General features: G+C 63.0%; 2 protein-coding genes. Both read right to left on the reverse strand.

The window, feature by feature from the left end; translation table 11 throughout:
* Positions 1-57: 57 nt before the first annotated feature.
* Positions 58-8,358 (reverse strand): non-ribosomal peptide synthetase, encoded by an 8,301-nt coding sequence (locus tag IAI51_RS12290; protein WP_187678736.1) that lies wholly within the window; start codon positions 8,356-8,358, stop codon positions 58-60.
* Positions 8,355-21,329, reverse strand: coding sequence for a non-ribosomal peptide synthetase (locus IAI51_RS12295; protein WP_187678737.1), 12,975 nt, complete (start codon positions 21,327-21,329; stop codon positions 8,355-8,357). The genes IAI51_RS12290 and IAI51_RS12295 overlap by 4 nt, the downstream gene beginning before the upstream one ends.
* Between the last annotated feature and the right edge of the window lie 18 nt (positions 21,330-21,347).

Genomic DNA, 21,347 nt, shown 5'->3' on the forward strand with positions numbered 1-21,347 from the left:
CAAGTCCGTTCAGGATTGAACCCGGCCAGCGGCCGGGCTCTGGTAGATAAACAACACTCAGGACAGCACTTCGTTAACCGGCACCGACAAGCCGTCATGCCACCACGCCGCAAGACTGAAGACGTTGGGCGCCTTGAGAATCGTGAAGTGGTTGCCCGGCCCGTACCACACCGCCAGATCCGTCACCTGGCGCTGCCAGCCTTCGACCATCGCCGCTTGCTCGCGCTGATTGCCCGCCGCGTCCAGCGTCGGGTCGTCGACCAGCGCCAGCCGCACCAGGCCGGTGTAAGCCTGGCGTGGCTGGTAAACAGTGCGCAGCGCAGTGGCAAAGGTGCGCACCGGGCCATGCATCGCCTGTTCGGATGAGCGTGCGGACAGCACGCCGGCACGCACCATGCCTTGGTGCAACAGGCGCATTTGCAAAGCGTCGTCAGCCTCGGCAAACGCCTGCGCATCGATACCCAGCGATTTACCGGAAGACAGCTGCAACGCCTCGATCAAGCGCTGTAGCGCAGCAGTGGTCGTGTACGGTTTGCCCACCACACCGTTACCGCCGGGCGCTTCGCTGTCGATCAGGGTCAACGAGGCGACCTTGCGCCCGGCATCCTGCAATTGCGCGGCCATGGCGTGGGCGACCCAACCACCGAATGAATGGCCGATCAGGTGCACCGGACCTTGCGGGTAGAGTTGCTCGATGGCTTGCAAATAAAACCTGGCGGCGGCCTCGACCTGACTGTGCGGCACCGTGGCGCCATCGAGACCACGCGGTTGCAGACCGTGAATCGGCCACTCCGGCCCGAGTGCCTCGGTCAGATGGATAAACCCGGTGACGCTGTCACCCGCGCCGGGTACGCAAAAGATCGGTGCATGCCCGGGGTGGCCGGTCTGCACCGTCAACAACGGCTGATAAGTGACGGGCGCAGGAACCTTCGCCCCGTCCAGTGCCTGACCCAGCGCTTGTCCCAGGGCACCGATATGCGGCGCCTTCATCATGCTCTGGTGATCCCCGGGCACGTCGATGCAATGCAGCAAACCCGCAGGCAACTCTTCGGCCCAACCCCGCGTCGGGCTGAGCAGTGACATTTGCGCCGAACGCTCCTGAGCGCGCAGTAAATACAGGGGTAGCGGAATCGGAGCAATCCGGTAGTGCGCCAGCGCATGCCCGTGGGCCACTTCACGGTCGAGGTAGTGCCAGGCATCCGTCGAAGCGATCGCCGCCAGTTCCGGACGCAACAATTGTTGTTCCCGGCAGCGCTCGAACAGCTCCGCGAACCCCATCGGCTCCAGCTCGGTCTGCAGCAGGGCCAGGCGAGCCAGGGCTTGCTGCCCCTCGGCACCCTGCCCGGCCCAATGCGCCGTACAGTGCAGCAACAATTGGCGCTTGTGCACATGGGCATCGTTCCAGCGTGCCTTGTCCGGGTCGGCCAGACGCGGCACATAGGTATCGATCAAGCCGAGGAATTCCACCCACTCATCCATGCCGAGCAATTGCAGGGCAATTTCATACGCCAGTACGCCACCGAACGACCAGCCGGCCAGTCGATATGGCCCACTAGGCTGCTGTGCACGGATAATCCCGACCAGCCGCGCCGCGAGGCATTCCATCGTGCGTAATTGGGGTTGCCCGAGGTCGATGCCCGGCAAGCCATAGATGGGGAACTCACCGGCGATGTGCGTGCCCAGCGCCGGGAAATACACGTCCCGGCCACTGAATTCATGCACCAGGAACAACGGTGTGCCATGACGGCCGGCACGCACCACGACCAGACCGTTTTGCGGCTCGGCAACGCCGTTGCGCGAGCTGAGCAGCGTTGCCGCAGACTCCACAGTCGGATGCTGGAACAGTTCGGCCAGAGTGATCGTCTGGTTGTTCTGTTGCAGCAGGCTGACCAGACGCACCGCCAACAATGAATGCCCGCCCAGTTCAAAGAAGTTGTCGTGGCGGCCGACGCGTTCGACCTGCAACACCTCAGCCCAAAGCCGGGCAAGATTCGCCTCCACGGGATTGGTCGGCGCTTCGTAAACGCGACTGAGCAAGGCTTGCGGTGTCGGCTCCGGCAACGCCTTGCGATCGACCTTGCCATTGTTGTTCAGCGGCAGCGTGTCGAGGCGCACCCAGGCCGCAGGCACCATGTACTCCGGCAGGCGTGCTTGCAGCAGCGCACGCAGGGTGGCGCTTTGCAGACTGGCATCATGCGCCGTGTAATAGGCCACCAGGCGAATCGGTTCCTGTCCGTCGCGCCGGGCCAGTACCACCGCTTCCCTGACGCCCGGACAGCTCAACAGGCGGTTTTCGATTTCACCCAACTCGATGCGGAAACCGCGGATCTTCACCTGATCGTCGTTGCGCCCGATGCATTCCAGTTGCCCCGGCGCCAACCAGCGCACCAGATCTCCGGTGCGGTACATCATTGCCTCAGGCTTGGCGCTGAACGGATCGCGGAGGAATTTCTCGGCAGTCAGTTCAGGTCGATTCAAGTAACCCAACGCAACGCCCTGCCCGCCGATATACAGCTCACCGATCACACCAAACGGCACCGGTTGCTGATGGGCATCGAGCACATACGCAAGGGTGTTGGAAATCGGGCCACCGATCGACACGCTGTCGGCATCGTTCGCAACAGAGCGCACTTCAAAAGTAGTGGCGTAGGTCGTGGTTTCCGTCGGGCCGTAGCAGTGCACCAGACGCAGATCCGGCGCCTGCGCCAGCAGAGCGCGAAACGCCGCCGGATCACCCCGTTCACCACCGCACAGCAGGATTCGCAGACCTTTGAGTGCCTCGGGAATCAGTTGCACGTACTGGTTGAACAGCGCGGTGGTGACAAACAGGATGGTCGCCCCGCAGCGGCGCAACTCGTGCCCGAACGCCTGCGGGTCGAGCAAGGTGGCTGGGTCGATCACCGCAACCTGAGCACCGTTGAGCAGCGCCCCCCAGACATCCATCGTGCTGGCATCGAATGCCGGGTTGGAAGCGAAGGCCACCCGATCAAGCGGATTGAAATCGGCGTAGCCGTTATTGATCACCAGCCGGGTGATCGCCCGGTGTGGCACCATCACGCCCTTCGGTGTACCGGTTGAGCCGGAGGTGTACATGATGTACGCCAAAGACTCTGCCGACTGCGGCAGTTGCGGGTTGTGCGACGGTTGCCCGTCGAGTGCCAGGGCATCCAGATCAATCCGGAGCACCGGGTCATCGAATACGGCACCGGTCGCCGTCAGCAAGGCCGCCGCCTGACAGTCCTGAACCATGAACGCCTGACGATCGGCAGGCGCGTTGATGTCCAGCGGCAGGTACGCCGCCGCGCATTTAATGATCGCCAGTTGCGCGATCAACAGATCCAGCGAGCGCGGCAGCAGAATCGCCACAGGGTCGCCGGGACTTACGCCCTGAGCCATCAAGTAATGGGCCAGTTGGTTGGCCTTGCGGTTCAATTCGGCGTAACTCAACGCTTGCGCGCCATGCACCGCCGCAACGGATTCGCCCCGCGCCGCCGCGTGCTGTTCAAACACGCGGTGAACGGTCAGGGTTTGCGGATACTCCCGTTCAGTGGCGTTGAAGTCGACCAGCAATCGCTGGCGTTCCTCGTCATCGACAAGTGGCACGTGTTCCAGCACCGCTTGATCATTGCTGACCATCGCCTGCAGCAACTGCTGGAAGTAACCGACAAACCGCTGCGCCGTTGCTTCATCGAACAGTGCCGTGGCGTACTCCAGCCACCCGCCGATAACGCCCTGCGCGTCGCCCAGGGTCAGCGTCAGGTCGAACTTGGCGAAGTGGCTTGGCTCCGCGACGGGCTCCAGCGTCAGCTCACCCAAGGCCAGCGCCGGGCCATCGCTGTTACGCCAGTTGAGCATGTTCTGGAACAGCGGGCTGTGCGCCAGACTGCGCACCGGCCGGGTGATTTCCACCACTTGTTCGAACGGCAGATCCTGATGCGCCTGGGCTTGCAGCGTCAGCGCCTTGACCCGCGACAGCAACGCTTCGACGCTCAGCGCTCCCGAGGTATCGATGCGCAATGCGAGGGTGTTGACGAACAGGCCGATCAAACCTTCGATTTCGGCTCGCGAGCGGTTGGCCACCGGTGAGCCAATCACCACATCAGCCTGCCCGGACAAGCGACTGAGCACCATCGCCCAGGCACTCATCACCGTCATGTACAAGGTCACGCCATGACGCTGACTCAAGGCTTTGAGCGCAGCGCTCAAGCGCTCGTCCAGGCGCACCTCGACGCTGCTGCCGGCATAGTCCTGTTGCGCCGGGCGCGGTCGGTCGGTGGGCAGCGTGAGCACGGCCGGCGCGTCAGCCAGCGTGCGTTGCCAGTATTCACTCTGGCGCTGCAACACCTCGCCGCTCAACCAGCGTCGTTGCCACAGCGCGTAGTCGGTGTACTGCAACGCCAGCGGCGGCAACGGATCTTCCTCGCCATGCCTGAACGCCTGATACAGCGCCATCAGTTCACGGGTCAGCACGCCCATCGACCAGCCGTCCGAGATGATGTGGTGCAAGGTAATCAACAACACATGGTGATCGTCCGCCAACCGCACCAGCCGTCCGCGAATCAATGGATCGCTCTCCAGATCGAACGGCCCCGATGCCTCGCCCTGAATCAGCGCGAGCAAAGCCTCGTCAGCCGCCGGGTGCAGACGCAAATCCTCAACGCGCAACAGCAAACCGCTGTCCACCGGCGTAATCAGCACCTGTGCGTCGCCGTTGAACGGGGCAAAACGACTGCGCAGGGTCTCGTGGCGCGCGACGATGCGGGCCAGCGCCCGTTGCAGCGCATCGTCGTCAAGCACGCCTCGCAAGCGCAGGCCGATCGGGATGTTGTACGCCGTGTTGGCACCTTCCATCTGCGCCAGAAACCAGAATCGCTGCTGGGAAAATGACAGCGGCAGCCCCCCTTCGCGCGGCACGGCCAGAATCGGCGGCTGCGTACAGCGCCCGGCCTGGGTCAACGCTTGCGCCACCGCCGCCAGTTCGGCATTGGCGAACAACTCGCCTAGCGCAAGCTCGACGCCCAGGCGCTGGCGTACTTGCGCGACCATGCGCATGGCCAGCAACGAATGGCCGCCCGACTCGAAAAAGTGATCTCGACGCCCGACCCGTTCAACCTGCAACACCTCGGCCCAGATCTGCGCCAACGTGGTTTCCACTTCACCCTGCGGCGCCTCGTATGCCCGAGTGAACAGCGCCGAGCGCTCAGGTTTGGGCAAGGCCTTGCGGTCGAGTTTGCCGTTGGCGGTCAGCGACAGCGCATCAAGTTTCACGAAGGCTGACGGCACCATGTACTCGGGCAACTGGGTCAGAAGCTGCGCGCGCAGTTCAGCCACGGCCAATGGCTGGACCTGCGCCTGTTCGGTGAAATACGCCACCAGTCGTGGCTGCCCCGGTTCATCCTCGCGAGCCAGCAACACCGCCTCCTGAATGCCGGGGAGCTGGTTGAGACGGTTCTCGATTTCCCCCAACTCGATGCGCACGCCACGGATCTTCACTTGATCATCGTTGCGCCCCAGGTATTCGAGGGTGCCGTCGACCCGCCAGCGTGCCAGGTCGCCAGTTCGGTACATCCGCGCTTGCGGTACGCGGCTGAATGGATCGCGCAGGAAGCGTTCGGCGCTCAGGTCCGGCCGATTCAGATAGCCGCGGGCAACACCGCTGCCGCCGACATACAACTCTCCCGTCACACCAATCGGTACCGGACGCTGTTGAGCATCGAGCAGATACACCGTCGCATTGCTCACCGGTTTACCGATGTGCAACCCATCGCCAGCCTCGATGCGCCCGGACGTTGCCACCACGGTGGTCTCGGTCGGGCCGTAGTTGTTGATCACGTCGAAGTGCTGATTGCGCGAAAACTGCCGCAACCGGTCGCCACCGATCAGCAGCGTGCGCAGGGTCGGATGTTCCAGGTTCTGGCTGAAGGCGTACTCGGCAACCGGCGTCGGCAGAAAACTCACGTCCAACGGCTGCGCACGCCACCAGGCGAGCAAGGCATCAATGTCTTCACTGCCCTCGTGAGCCGGGGCGATATGCAAGGTCGCGCCTGCACACAGCGCCGGCCAGATTTCCCATGCCATGGCATCGAAACCGAACCCGGCCAGACTTGAGGTGTGGCGGCCGGCGCATAAATCGAAGGCTGCACAGTGCCAGTCAACCAGATTGCACAGCGTGTGGTGCTCGACCATCACCCCTTTGGGCAGGCCGGTGGAGCCGGAGGTGTAAATCACATAGGCCAGATGCGAGGGATTCAGGCCGGGCACCTGGGGATTGTGGGTGGGGCCCAGCGGCCAGGTGCATGGGTCAAGATCGATCACCGGCACGTCCAGAACGGGCAGGCGTTGCGCAAGATCACTGGATGTCAGCACAGCCACCGGCGCACTGTCGCTGAGCAGGTAGCTCAAGCGCTCGGCGGGGTGCGCCGGGTCCACCGGTACGTAAGCGGCCCCGGCCTTGAGAATCGCCAGCAATCCGACCAGGGTTTGCAGGCCGCGTCGGGCGACAATCGCCACCCGATCGTCGGGTTTCACGCCCAGCCCGATCAGATAGTGGGCCAGGGCGTTGGCCTTATGGTTCAACTCGGCGAACGTCAATGTATCACCCAGATACACCGCCGCCAACGCGTCGGGCCGGGCGACAACCTGAGCCTCAAAACGATGATGAAGGGGCTGCGCCGGCGGGCACTCGACGTGAGTGGCGTTGAACCCCGACAAAACCTGCTCGCGCTCGGCCGGCGGCAACACCGGCAATTGATTCAACGGGGTGTCCGGTGTGCGCTCCAGGGCCAGCAGCAGATTTTCCACCGCGCACAGCATGTAGGTGCAGATTCGGTGGGAGTCGACCTCGGTGCTGGCGAGCAACGTCAGGCTGAAGCGGTCAGCAAAATCGTCGATGCTCAGGGTCAGCGGGTAGTTGGTACGTTCTTCCGAACGCAAGACACTGATGCCCTCCCAGGCTGCGAGCGCCTCGGCGCTGGCATTGGCACTCGACGCGCTGTGCCGGTAATTGAGCAGCGTGCTGAACAACGGCGAAGACGCCACCACGCCACTGCAACGCTGGGCCAGCGCCAGCGGCGCGTGTTCGTGGCGCATCAGGGTGGTCAGGCGCGCATGAGTGGCCTTCACTGCCTCGCCCGCCGCTTGCGCCCCCGCATCGACCCGCAACGGCAACGTGTTGATGAAAATCCCCAAGGCGCGGTCGGTGGATTCGGCGCCTTGCATCCGCCCCATCAGCACGGTGCCAAACACCACATTCGATTTACCGGTCAGCGCGCTCAAGACCTGCGCCCAACCGAGATGAAACAGGCTCGCGACACTCACCCCCAGCAACCGTGCCTGTGCCCGCAAACGCTGACCGAGTAGCGGATCAAGCGCCAGACTGAGCTCCTCGATATCGCTGCCGTCACCGTGGACGCCTTGCAAACCAAACGGCAATGTCGGCTCGTCAATGTCACCGAGCATGTCGCGGAAAAAGGCTTCATGTTCCTGCTCGCTGATCCCCAATCGAGCGTGTGCCACGTAGTTGCGAAACGGCACGGGCGGCCCCAATCGAGCAGCGAATCCTGACAGACAGGCTTGCAGCTCTTCGCTGACCACCGCGAGCGCGGAATGGTCCATCGCCATGTGATGAAACAGCAACATGGCGACGATGCGCTCCTCGCGCGGATCCCACGCGTGGACCAGACGCAACAGCGGCGCACGGGAGACATCGAGGCGAAAATGCCGGGCGTCGAAACGCTTGTGCAACTGCGTCAGCACGTCACCGTCGGCCACTTCCAACTGCACCTCTTCCAGCGGCAGCTCGGCGGTTCTCAAGACCACTTGCAACGGCGTATCAAGGCCCTCCCAGAACACCGCCGTGCGCAAAATGTCGTGACGGTCGATCACGGTCTGCAAGGCCCGGACGAACGCCTGCAAGCGCTCGCGCCCGCTGAACGCAAAATGCGCCTGCATGACGTACGGATCGCCATGGGTGGCACTGACATGGTGGTAGAGGATGCCTTCCTGCAACGGTGTCAGCGGATAGATGTCCTGCACGTTGGCGGCGCCACCGGGGATGGTGTCGACCAATTGATCGAGACGGTCCTGACTCAGCTCGGCGAGCGTCAGCATCGCCGACGTGATTCGCGTGGAGCCTGGGACGATGCCATTGACCGGCACCTCGACTTGCCCCGCTCTCGCCGCCGAATACGTCCCGGCCTTGATCAGTTCGATCAGCGCCGGCTTGTGTTCGCGCAGTGACGCCAGCAGGGCCGGCTCGCTCAACGCCTGTTTGTTGCCGTTGACCCGTAACTGGTCATCGGTGACCGCCAACTGGATGTCCTTTTCCTTCAACGTCACTAACAGTTCGTTCACGTTCACAGGACGATCTCCATTCTTTCCGTGATTGCCGCGTAACCGGCCAGGGTCGGGTGTTCGAACAACGCCCTGACATCCGCTTCCATGCCTTCCTGTTGCAGGCGTCCGACCAGACTCACCGCCAGCAACGAATGCCCACCCAACTCGAAGAAATGGTCGTGACGCCCTACCCGCTCGACGTTGAGCAACTCGCACCAGAGCGGCGCCAGGATGATTTCCAACTCACCGACCGGCGCTTCGTATTCGCGGCTGATCACCGAGTGCTGATTCGGTACAGGCAACGCCTTGCGATCGAGTTTGCCGTTGGGGCTGAGCGGCAAGCGGTCGAGATGGACGAAAATCGCCGGGACCATGTAGTCCGGCAGATGCTGCAGCAACGCCCCACGCAGAATGTCGACATCCAGCCGTGCGCCGGTGTAATAGGCCACCAGGCGTTTGTCCCCTGGAACATCTTCGCGGGCAACCACGACCGCTTCCTGCACGCCGCCGATCTGTGTCAGGCCTGCCTGAATCTCGCCAAGCTCGATGCGCAGCCCACGGATTTTCACCTGGTCGTCGTTGCGCCCCAGATACTCGATATTGCCGTCGGCACGGTAGCGGGCAATGTCGCCGGTGCGGTACATCCGCGCGTGCGTCTGATCACTGAACGGATCGTTGAGGAACCGTTCGGCGCTCAGCTCGGCACGGTTCAAATACCCCCGCGCCACTTGCACACCGCCGATGTACAACTCGCCGACCACGCCTTGCGGCACCGGTTGTTGCCACGCATCAAGGATGTACATCCGGGTATTGGCGATCGGTTTGCCGATCGGCGTGTTGTCTGGAATGTCTTCGCAAGATCCGGTGCAATGCCAGGCAGTGACATCCACCGCCGCTTCGGTCGGGCCGTACAGGTTGTGCAGTTCGCTGGCCGGCAATTGTTGTTTGAACCGCCGCACCAGACTGCCGGGCAACGCTTCGCCGCTGCACATGACCTGACGCAGCCCTGTACAACGCTGGGTCTGGCCGTGGGCGAGAAACACATCGAGCATCGATGGCACGAAATGCACGGTGGTGATGTTCTCGCTTTCGATCACTTCACTCAGGTAGGCCGGCTCCTTGTGTCCGCCGGGACGGGCCAGCACAAGCCGCGCACCGGTCATCAGCGGCCAGAAAAACTCCCAGACCGACACGTCGAAGCTGAACGGCGTTTTTTGCAGCACCGCGTCCGCCGGTGTCAGCGCGTAGGCGTCCTGCATCCACAGCAGGCGGTTCACCACTGCCGAGTGCTCGTTGGCCACCCCTTTGGGCTGGCCGGTAGAACCGGAGGTGTAGATCACATAGGCCAGATGGTTGGGTGTCAGCCCGGCGACTGGCGGATTGTCCGCCGACAAGTCCTGCCAGGTTTCCTGATCCAGATTGATCACCGGCACAGCCACTTCAGCCGCCAACCCGGCCGTAGCGCTCTGCACCAGCAGCACCACGGGAGCGCTGTCCGCGAGCATGTAAGCGATGCGTTCCGGTGGATAATCCGGATCGAGTGGCACATACCCGCCACCCGCCTTGAGAATCGCCAGCAAGCCAATGACCATTTGCACACTGCGCTCGACGCCGATCGCCACCCGTGAATCCGGCTGAACGCCAAGATTGCGCAGGTGATGGGCCAAGCGGTTGGCGCGCTCGTTCAATTGCTCGAAGCTCAAGCGCTGGTCACCGACTTGCACCGCTGGCGCTTGCGGGGTTCGCAGCACTTGCGCCTCGAACATGCCGTGCAGGGTTTGCTCCAGGTTGTAGTCAACCGTGTTGGCGTTAAAGTCGAACAGCAGTCGCTGGCGCTCCTGATCGGGCAGGATCGACAGGCGATTAAGCGGTTGTTGCGGCGCCTGCTCCAGTGCCTCCACCAGCACGCTCAACGCCGTTTGTACGTAAGCACAGATCCGTTGCGAGCCGACCTCTTCCGAGGTAATCGCAGTGATTCTGAAACCCGCGCCCAAATCGTCGACATTGAGGCTCAGCGGATAGTTGGTGCGTTCTTCGCCGGCCAACGTCTCGATGCCCTGCCAGGCCGGGTGCGCTTGCGTTAGGGGTGCGCTGCTGTGCCGATAGTTGAGCATCGCGCTGAACAGCGGCGCCGGCGCAGCGACACCGCTACAACGCTGGGCCAGAGCCAGCGAAGCGTGCTCGTGTCCAAGCAGTCCGGTGAGTCGCGCATGCGTCGCCTTGAGCGCGGCGCGCACCGGTTGGTCGCCGACATCCACGCGCAGCGGCAAGGTGTTGATGAACATCCCCAGCCCGCGATCGGCCCCCGCCCCACCCTGCATCCGCCCCATCAGTACGGTGCCGAAGACCACGCGTTCCTGCCCGGAGGTGGCCGCCAGTACCTGCGCCCATGCTAGGTGAAACAGACTGGCAACGCTGATGCCCCCTTGTCGCGCCTGACTGCGCAAGCGTTGCGCCAATGCCTCGGGCAAAGCCAGAGCGGTTTCCTCAAAAGCACTGGCCGAGCCGTTCACCTCACTTAAACCGAACGGCAAGGTTGGCTCATCGATGTCGCCGAGCATGTCGCGGAAAAACGCCTCGTGCTCCTGTTCACTGATGCCCAATCGGGCCTGTGCCACGTAGTTGCGATACGGCACCGCCGCCGGTAACGGCTCGGTCAGCCTCAGCAGGCTCGCCTGCATCTCGTGACGCACCACTTCCAGCGCGGTGTGATCCAGGGCGATGTGATGGAACAACAACAGCCCCGCCACGCGGTCATTGGCCGGATCGCGGGCATACAGCAGCCGAATCAACGGCGCCTGACTGAGATCCAGGCGCTGTTCCAGCAGTTGCTCGATCGCAACCTCCTGCACCAGTAACTCGGCATGACGCCACACCACCTGAAGCGGCGCGGCCAAGCCCTGCCAGACGATGGCCGTACGCAAAATATCGTGGCGCTGCATGATGTGCCGCAGCGCGTTGGCGAAGGCCTCGACGCGCTCGACGCTGGCGAATGCCATTCGCGATTGCAGCACGTACGGGTCGCGTTCGGCGGCAGTGATGTGGTGGTAAAGAATGCCTTCCTGCAACGGCGCCAGCGGGTAAATATCCTGCACGTTGGCCGCGCCACCCGGCACCGTGGCGACGACCCGATCGATACTGGCCTGATCCAGATCGGTCAGGGTCAGCATGTCCGGGGTGATGCGCGTGCAATCGGCTGGAATGCGATTGGCCGGTACGTCGATTTCGCGACCACTGCCCACCGCAGCAGCCAACGCCGCGAGGGTCGGCTGGTTGAACAGCACGCGCACATCGCTGCTCAGGCCGATCTGGCGCATGCGTTCGATCACACTCACTGCCAGCAACGAATGCCCACCGAGTTCAAAGAAGTTGTCGTGGCGGCCAACCTGTTCGACTTTCAAGACCTCGGCCCAGATCCGCGCCAGCGCGGTTTCCACCGGGCCTTGCGGTGCCTCATAGGCGCGGCTGAGCCATGCACTTTGATCCGGTTCGGGCAGAGCCTTGCGATCGAGTTTGCCGTTGGCGGTCAGCGGCAAAGCGTCCAGTCGCACGTAGGCCGCCGGCACCAAGGCTTGTGGCAAGCGGTTTTGCAGATGCTTGCGCAAGTCCTCGATAGCGACTGACGTGCGCTCGGTAAACCAGGCCAGCAATTGCCCGTCGCGCACCAGCGTTACCGCTTCCTGCACCGCTGGATGGCTGGCGAGCGCCGCATCGATTTCGCCCGGCTCGATCCGTACACCGCGCAGTTTGACCTGATCGTCGTTGCGGCCCAGGTATTCGATATTGCCGTCGGCCAGCCAGCGCACCAGGTCTCCGGTGCGGTACATACGCGCACCTTGGGGGCCGAACGGGTCGTTGATGAACCGCTCGGCAGTCAAATCGTCACGATTCAGATAACCCCGCGCGACGCCCGCACCACCGACGTACAACTCACCCGCGACGCCGACTGGCACCGGGCGCTGTTGCGCATCGAGTACATAGGCCCTGGCATTGGCAATCGGCCGCCCGATGTGCAGAACCTGCCCGCATTCGATCCGCCCCGATGTCGCCACCACCGTGGCCTCGGTCGGGCCGTAGTTATTGATCACGTCGAAGGTCTGATCACGCGGGAACTGCCGCAGCTTGTCGCCGCCGATCAACAGTGTGCGCAAGGTCGGGTGGCCAAGCTCGCGACTGAACGCATATTCGGCCACCGGCGTCGGCAAGAAACTCACCTGCAACGGCTGCGCCCGCCACCAGTCGAGCAATTCATCGAGGTGTTCATTGCCAATGGATTCGGGCGGCAGGTGTAAGGTCGCGCCGACACACAGTGCCGGCCAAACCTCCCACGCCATCGCATCAAAACCGAAGCCGGCGACACTCGCAGTATGGCTGCCGGCATGCAGGTCGAAGGCTTGAGCGTGCCAGTGCACGAGGTTTTCCAGGGTCCGGTGTTCGACCATCACGCCTTTGGGCTGGCCGGTGGAGCCGGAGGTGTAGATCACGTAGGCGAGGTGGTGCGCGGTCAAGCCGTTGACCCGGGGATTGTCCGCCGATAAATCCTGCCAGTGGTCTTCGCCAAGATCGATCACGGGCACCGTCACCTCACCCGGCAACCGCGTGTCCAGTACCAGCACCGCCAATGGCGCACTGTCGCTCAGCAGGTAAGTGATGCGCTCCGCCGGATAAGCCGGGTCGATCGGCACATAGGCAGCGCCGGCCTTGAGGATCGCCAACAACCCGACCAGCATCTGTGGGCCGCGCTTGAGACAGATCGCCACTCGCGTATCCGCCCCCACACCCATCCCGACAAGGTAATGCGCCAGGCGATTGGCCTGTTGGTTGAGTTGCAAGAAGCTCAATCGCTGCTCACCCGCCTGCACAGCCAACGCATGGGGTGTGCGCAGAACCTGCGCTTCGAACAGTCCGTGAACGGTCTGACTGACAGGGTAATCGGCGCTACTGGCGTTGAAGTCGTGCAGCACTCGCTCACGCTCAAACGCTGACAGGACTGAAAGGCGATTCAGTGGCTGTTCGGGGTTGTGTTCCAGCGCCGTCACCAGCGCCGCGATAGCGGTATGCATCAGATCGCAAACCCGCTGCGCGCCGACGTGGCTCGGGGTCAGGACCGCCAGGTTGAACCCCTCGCCCAAGTCATTGATGCTGAGGGTCAGCGGATAATTGGTGCGCCCGTCATGGGCAAGGAATTCGATGCCTTGCCAGGCCTGTGACGCCGCTGATCGCTCGGCGCTGTGTCGATAGTTGAGTACCGAACTGAACAGCGGCAACGGCGCCGCCACACCACTGCAACGTTGCGCCAGGGCGAGGGACGCGTGCTCATGCCCCAGCAGCGCGGCCAGTCGCTTGTGCAAACTCAGAACCGCGTCGCCGACACTGCGGTCATCAATGTCCATGCGCAACGGCAAGGTATTGATGAACACCCCAAGCGCCCGGTCAGCGCCTTCGCCTCCTTGCATCCGGCCCAGCAGCACAGTGCCGAACACGACGTGTTGCTGAGCCGCTGTCGCCGCCAGTACGTGCGACCAGGCCAGATGGAACAGGCTGGCCGCACTGACTCCGAACAACCGGGCCTGAACGCGCAAGCTCTGGCTCAGCCCGGCCGGCAGCGTCAGCAAATGCTCCTCGATATCGCGGGCATCACCCTGTACGTCGCGCAAGCCGAACGGCAGGGTCGGCTCGTCGATATCGCCGAGCATCTCGCGGAAGAAGGTTTCGTGTTCCTGCTCGCTGACGCCATGGCGAGCCTGGGCCACGTAGTTGCGATACGGCGCCGCTAACGGCAGCGGTTCGGTGCTGCCCAGCAGACTGGCCTGCATCTCGTGGCGCACCACCTCCAGCGCCGTGTGATCGAGGGCGATATGGTGAAACAGCAACATCCCCACCACTCGGTCATGGGCCGGGTCGTGGGCATACACCAGACGCAACAGTGGCGCCTGGCCAAGGTCGAGACGGAAGTGGCGGGCATCGAATCGCCCGTGCAACTGTCCGAGGATGTCACCGCCCGCCGACTCCAGCGCAACGGCTTGCATGCTCATCGGCGCCTGACGCCAGACCACTTGCTGCGGGTTCGACAGCCCTTCCCAAACCACGCTGGTGCGCAGGATATCGTGACGTGCGATCACGCTTTGCAACGCCTCGGCAAAGGCGTGCAAATGCTCGATATCGGCGAATGCCAGACGTGACTGCAGCAAGTAGGGATCACCGTCTGCGGCGCTGATGTGGTGATAAAGAATGCCCTCCTGTAACGGTGCGAGCGGGTAAATCTCCTGCACATTGGCCGCACCACCGGGCACGGTGGCGACGATGCGTTCGATGCTGGCCTGATCCAGATCGGTCAGGGTCAGCATGTCCGGGGTGATGCGCGTGCAATCGGCTGGAATGCGATTGGCCGGTACGTCGATTTCGCGCCCGCGCCCCACGGCTGCCGCCAGCGCCGCCAGGGTCGGCTGGTTGAACAGCACGCGCACATCGGCGCTCAGGCCGATCTGGCGCATGCGTTCGATCAGGCTCACCGCCAACAGCGAATGGCCACCGAGCTCAAAGAAGTTGTCGTGACGGCCGACTTGATCAACCTTGAGTACAGTCGCCCAGATCTGCGCCAACGCGGTTTCCACCGGGCCTTGCGGTGCTTCATAGGCGCGGCTGAGCCACGCACTTTGATCGGGTTCGCGCAGTGCCTTGCGATCGAGTTTGCCGTTGGCCGTCAACGGCAAAGCGTCCAGACGCACGTAGGCTGCGGGGATCAGGGCGTCCGGCAATCGGGCCTGCAAATGGCTGAGCAGTCCGGCAATTTCGACAGATTTGCGTTCGGTGAACCACGCGACCAGCCGCCCGTCGCGCACCAGCACCACGACATCCTGCACCGCATTGTGAGCACTGAGTGCGGCTTCGATTTCACCGAGTTCGACACGCACGCCGCGCAGTTTGACCTGATCGTCATTGCGGCCCAGGTATTCGATGTTGCCGTCGGCCAGCCAGCGTGCCTGGTCGCCGGTACGGTACATCCGGGCGTTCGGCTCGTCACTGAATGGATCGTCAAGGAACTGCTCGGCAGTCAATTGCGCGCGATTCAGATAACCCCGTGCGACACCGGCGCCGCCGACATACAGTTCACCTTGCACACCCACCGGCACCGGCTGCTGCTGGCTGTCCAGCAGATAGACTCGGGCATTGGCAATCGGCCGCCCGATATGCAAAACCTGTCCGCATTCGATCCGCCCCGATGTCGCCACCACCGTGGCCTCGGTCGGGCCGTAGTTATTGATCACGTCGAAGGTCTGATCACGCGGGAACTGCCGCAGCTTGTCGCCGCCGATCAACAGCGTGCGCAACGTCGGATGCCCCAGATGGCGACTGAACGCATAGTCGGCCACCGGCGTCGGCAGGAAACTCACCTGCAATGGCTGCGCACGCCACCAGTCGAGCAGTTCATCAAGGTGTTCATTGCCAATGGATTCGGGCGGCAGGTGCAAGGTCGCGCCGACACACAACGCCGGCCAGACTTCCCACGCCATCGCATCAAAACCGAAGCCGGCGACACTCGCGGTGTGGCTACCGGCGTGCAGGTCGAAGGCTTGAGCGTGCCAGTGCACGAGGTTTTCCAGGGTCCGGTGTTCGACCATCACGCCTTTGGGCTGGCCGGTGGAGCCGGAGGTGTAGATCACATAGGCGAGATCCCCCGGATTCAATGCCGGCAACTGAGGATTGGTCTGCGGGAAGCGCTGCCAGTCATCACCGTGCAGGTCGATCACTGGCACGCTTGCCGGTAGATCGCGCGTCGAAGGCTGGGCGAGCACCGCCACCGGCTCGCTGTCCTGCAACAGATAAGCGATACGCTCGCGCGGATGAGCCGGATCGACCGGCACATAACCGGCGCCCGCCTTGAGAATAGCCAGCAGCGCCACGAGCATGTCCGGGCCGCGACGCAAGCAAACGGCGACACGATCATCCGGTTGCACACCGAGGCCGATCAGGTGGTGCGCCACGCGGTTGGCACGCTGATTCAGTTCGCGATAGCTCAAGCGTTGCTCGCCCTGCACGGCCGCCCATGCATCGGGGTGCGCCGCGACTTGCGCTTCGAACAAACGCTGGATGGACTGCCCACTCGGGTAGTCACGGCCGGTGATGTTGAAACCCACCAATACCCGTTGACGCTCACTCGGCGACAAGATTGACAGCTGCTGCAGCGGCGCGTCAGGCGTGTATTCGAGCGCCGTTACCAGACCGTGCAACGCCGTTTGCAAGTAATCGCACACCCGCGCGCCATCCACTTGTGGCACCGCCTGCACGCTCAGCCGGAAAGCGTTACCAAGGTCGTCGACGCTGACCACCAACGGGTAGTTGCTGCGTTCGCGAGAGCTGAGAATCTCAATGCCCTGCCACGCCAGCGCCGCCGAATCCGCCGCACTGTGACGATAGTTGAGCAAGGTGCTGAACAGCGGCAGTGCAGCCGATACGCCGCTGCAACGCTGAGCCAGCGCCAACGATGCCTGCTCGTGCCCGAGCAATTGCGCCAGGCATTGATGAGTGGCGCGCACACTGTCCTGCACCGACGCGGCGGCCACGCTGACGCGCAGCGGCAACGTATTGATGAACATGCCCAGCGCACGGTCGGCGCCCTCGCCGCCCTGCATCCGGCCCAGCAACACGGTGCCGAACACCACATCCTGCTGACCGGAGACTTTCGCCAACACCTGCGCCCACGCCTGATGCACCAGACTCGCAATACTGATGCCGAGCCGACGCGACTGCTCGCGCAGACGCTCGCCGAGGCCGGCATCCAGCGCTGCATGACTGTCGAGAATATCGCGGCCGTCGCCGTGCACGTCCTGCAAACCGAACGCCAGGGTCGGTTCGTCGATATCGCCGAGCATGTCGCGAAAGAACGCCTCATGGACTGCTTCGCTTGCGCCAAGCCGCGCCTGCGCTACGTAATTGCGATATTGCACCGGCGCCGGTACATCGATTGTCCGGCCGTGCATGACGTCGTTCACTTCCGCTACCAGCACCTCCAGCGCCGTGTGGTCGAGCACGATGTGATGCAGCAAAAGTATCCCGATCCACCGGTTATGCGGCTGATCTTCGGTATAAGCAAGGCGCATCAGCGGTGCTTGGTTGAGATTCAGGCGTGCTGTTTTTGTCGCAGTACGCGGATCGAAGCGTGCCTGCATTTGCTCCAGTACATCGCCGTCGAGTTCGTCGGCATCGACCCGTTCCAGCGCCAGCGGTGCCTCGCGCCACACCACCTGTACCGGTTCTTCCAGCCCTTCCCAGACCACACTGGTGCGCAGAATATCGTGACGGCCAATCACCTCATTCAAGGCGCGGACAAAGGTTTTGATCTGCGCCAGACCGTCAAACGCGAATTGCGCCTGCAACACATAGGGATCGCCGGCGCTGGTTGCCAGGTGGTGATAGAGAATCCCGGCCTGCAACGGCGCCAGCCCATAGATGTCCTGCACATTGGCGACGCCGCCGGGCACACTGGCGATGACCCGGTCGATGCCGATCTGATCCAGTGCGGCCAACGGCAGCATGTCGGGGGTGATGTGCGTGCAACCGGGCTCGATCAGGTTCTCCGGCACCACGCTGACACTGGCTGTGCTCAAGGTCGCCGCCAGCGCCGCCACGCTCGGCTGGCCGAACAGCACGCGCACGTCGCAATGCATTTCGTGTTGGCGCATACGCTCGATCAGCTTCACCGCCAGCAGCGAATGACCACCGAGTTCGAAGAAGTTGTCATGCCGGCCGACCTGTTCGACGCCGAGCAGGCTCTGCCAGATTCCAGCGATGAGCGCTTCCACCTCACCCACCGGCGCCTCGAAACCACGCCGGGCGAACGCATCGCTGTCCGGTGGCGGCAAGGCCTTGCGATCAAGTTTGCCGTTGGGGGTCAGCGGATAGGCATCGAGGCGCACGAAGGCGCTCGGCACCATGTACTCGGCCAACGAAGCCTGCAGGTGATCGCGCAACTGCGCAGCACTGGGCTCAACGCCCTCGTCAGCCAGCCAGTACGCCACCAGACGTTGCTCGCCGGGGCTGTCTTCACGTGCAATCACCACCGCTTCGCGCACGCCTGCGCAAGCGGCCAGGCGTGCTTCGATCTCGCCGAGTTCGATTCGGAAACCGCGGACTTTCACCTGGTCGTCGTTACGCCCCAGGTATTGAAGACTGCCGTCTGCGGCCCAGCGAGCAAGATCGCCGGTCTTGTACAAACGCGCCTCGGCATGGCCGCTGAACGGGTCGGCAATAAAGCGTTCGGCGGTCAGGTCCGGGCGGTTGAGATAGCCACGGGCAACCCCGGCGCCGCCGACGTACAACTCGCCGGTCACACCGACCGGCACCGGTTCGCGTTGCGCGTCGAGCACATACAGTTGCAGGTCGGGTATGCGCACACCAATCGGGCTTACGCCCGTCAATTGCGCGTCCGCCGCGACCAGCGGTCGGTAGGTCACGTGCACCGTGGTCTCGGTGATGCCGTACATGTTCACCAACCGCGTACCGGCATTGCCAACTCGCGCGTACCACGGCTTAAGCAGGCCCGGCTCCAGCGCCTCGCCACCAAAAATCACTTCGCGCAAGGAATGCTGCAACGGGCTGCGGGCCTGTGCGGCGACCATTTGCCGGAACGCGCTCGGCGTCTGGTTAAGCACGGTGACGCCGGTACGGCACAGCAGCGCATAGCAGTCGTCCGGTGAACGGCTGACGGCTTGCGGCACCAGCAGCAACTGCCCACCAAAACTCAGCGCGCCCGAGATTTCCCATACCGAGAAATCGAAGGCAAAAGAGTGGAACAGCGCCCAGATGTCCTGCGGGTTGAATTGAAACCAGTCATGAGTGGCCGAAAACAGTCGCGCGACGTTGCGGTGTTCGACCATCACGCCTTTGGGCAAACCGGTGGATCCGGAGGTGTAGATCACGTACGCCAGGTGCGCCGGGGTCAGTTCCGGGATCTGCGGATCAGTGGCGAATTCGGCGCGTAAATGAGCGCTGTCGAGATCGACTGTCGGCACGTCGAGATCCGCCACGCGGTCGCGCGTCGCCGCTTGCATCAACACCGCGACCGGCGCGCTGTCCTGCAGCGTGAAAGCGATTCGATCCAGTGGATACACCGGATCGATCGGCACATAACCGGCGCCCGCCTTGAGTACGCCAAGCAAGCCGATGATCATTTGCGGGCCGCGCTCGACGCAGATGGCGACACGGTCGTCCGCACGAATGCCCAACGCCAGCAAGTGATGTGCAACCTGATTGGCGCGACGATTCAGTTCGCCATAGCTCAGGGTTTGTTCACCGAAGATCAACGCAGTGGCGTCCGGCCGGGCCTGCGCATGGGCTTCAAATTGTTGATGGATTAGTGGCGTATCTGGGAACTGTGCCAGCGGCGCGTTAATGCCGTGCAGCAGTTGTTCACGTTCCCTGGCCGGCAAAATATTCAGGCTGTGCAGCGGCTTTTGCGGATCGGCTTGCAACGCTTCAACCAAACCTTCCAGCACCGTGTGCAAGTAACGGGCAATACGCTCGGCGCCGAGGCTGGCGTCCGCCAGCGCGGTAATGCGCAAATCCTCGCCGAGGTCATCGATGTTGACGGTCAACGGGTAGTTGGTGCGTTCCCGGGCGCCCAGCACCTGAACGCCGGGCGCGATATCAATCACCTCGGCGACTTCTTCGACGGCGCTGTGACGGTAGTTGAGGATTGCGCTGAACAACGGCGTCGGTACTGCCACCGCACTGCAACGTTGGGCCAGCGCCAGCGAGGCCTGCTCATGGGCGAGCAACGCAGTCAGGCGACGGTGGGTCTTCAGCACGGCGGCGTGAACACTTTCCGCGCCAACATCCACCCGCAGCGGCAACGTATTGATGAACATCCCCAACGCCTGCTCACCGCCCTCGCCCGCCTCCATCCGCCCGAGCAACACGGTGCCGAACACCACCGCCGTACGCCCGGACAATTGGCCCAACACCCGCGCCAGCGCCAGGTGCATCAGGCTTGCCACGCTCACGCCCAATTGCCGCGCGTGCTTACGCATTGCTCGGCTCAAGTCGCTGTCGAGCATCAACCAGGTTTCCTCGATGGCCTGCCCGTCACCTTGAACGTCCTGCAAACCGCAAGGTAGCGTCGGTTCGTCAATGTCAGCAAGCATCTCGCGGAAAAACGCCTCATGCGCCTGTTCACTGGCGCCAATACGCGCCCGCGCCAAGTGGTCACGGTAAGGCACGGGCGCCGCGACCTGAGCGGTCTGCCCGAGCAAATACGCCTGCGCTTCGCGGCGCACCACGTCCAGTGCGATGTGATCCATGATCAAGTGGTGAAACAGCAAGAGCGCGACCACTCGCCCGTTCGCCGGATCTTGCGCGAACACCAGCCGCAACAGCGGTGCCTGCTGCACGTCAAGGCGGAAGAACTTCGGGTCATAGCGATCCAGCAACTGCTGCAGCACATCACCGCGGCCCTGCAACTCGACCTCTTCACAGCTCAGCGAAGCCTTGCGTTGAACCACTTGCAGCGGCTCGTCCAGCCGCTCCCAGATGAAAGAAGTACGCAGGATGTCATGGCGTCCGATCATCCATTGCAGCGCTTCGGCGAACGCATCCAGTCGTTCACGATTGTCGAAAGCGAATCGCGCTTGCGACACATACGGATCGCCTGCGGGTGCCGACAGGTGCAGGTAAAGCATGCCCTCCTGCAACGGCGCCAACGGGTAAATGTCCTGCAGATTCGCCGCGCCGCCCGGCACCGTGGCGATGATGCGGTCGAGGGTTTCCTGATCCAGCGTCACCAGCGGCAGCATGTCCGGGGTGATCCGGAACGCCGGGCTCAGCCAGTCGCCGCCATGGCTGGCGACCAGTTCCAGCAGTTGCGCCTTGTGCGCAGCGAGGCTGTCCCACAACGCGTCATCCAGCGCGTCGTCACCCAGAATGACCAGGTCTTCATCTTCCTGTTGAAGGCGGATCGCATGGGTCGAAATAACAGCCATCAGTTCGCTGAAATGCATGGAGTAACCTGCTGTAAA

Source organism: Pseudomonas sp. N40(2020) (genome assembly GCF_014472415.1).
Taxonomy (GTDB): Bacteria; Pseudomonadota; Gammaproteobacteria; order Pseudomonadales; family Pseudomonadaceae; genus Aquipseudomonas.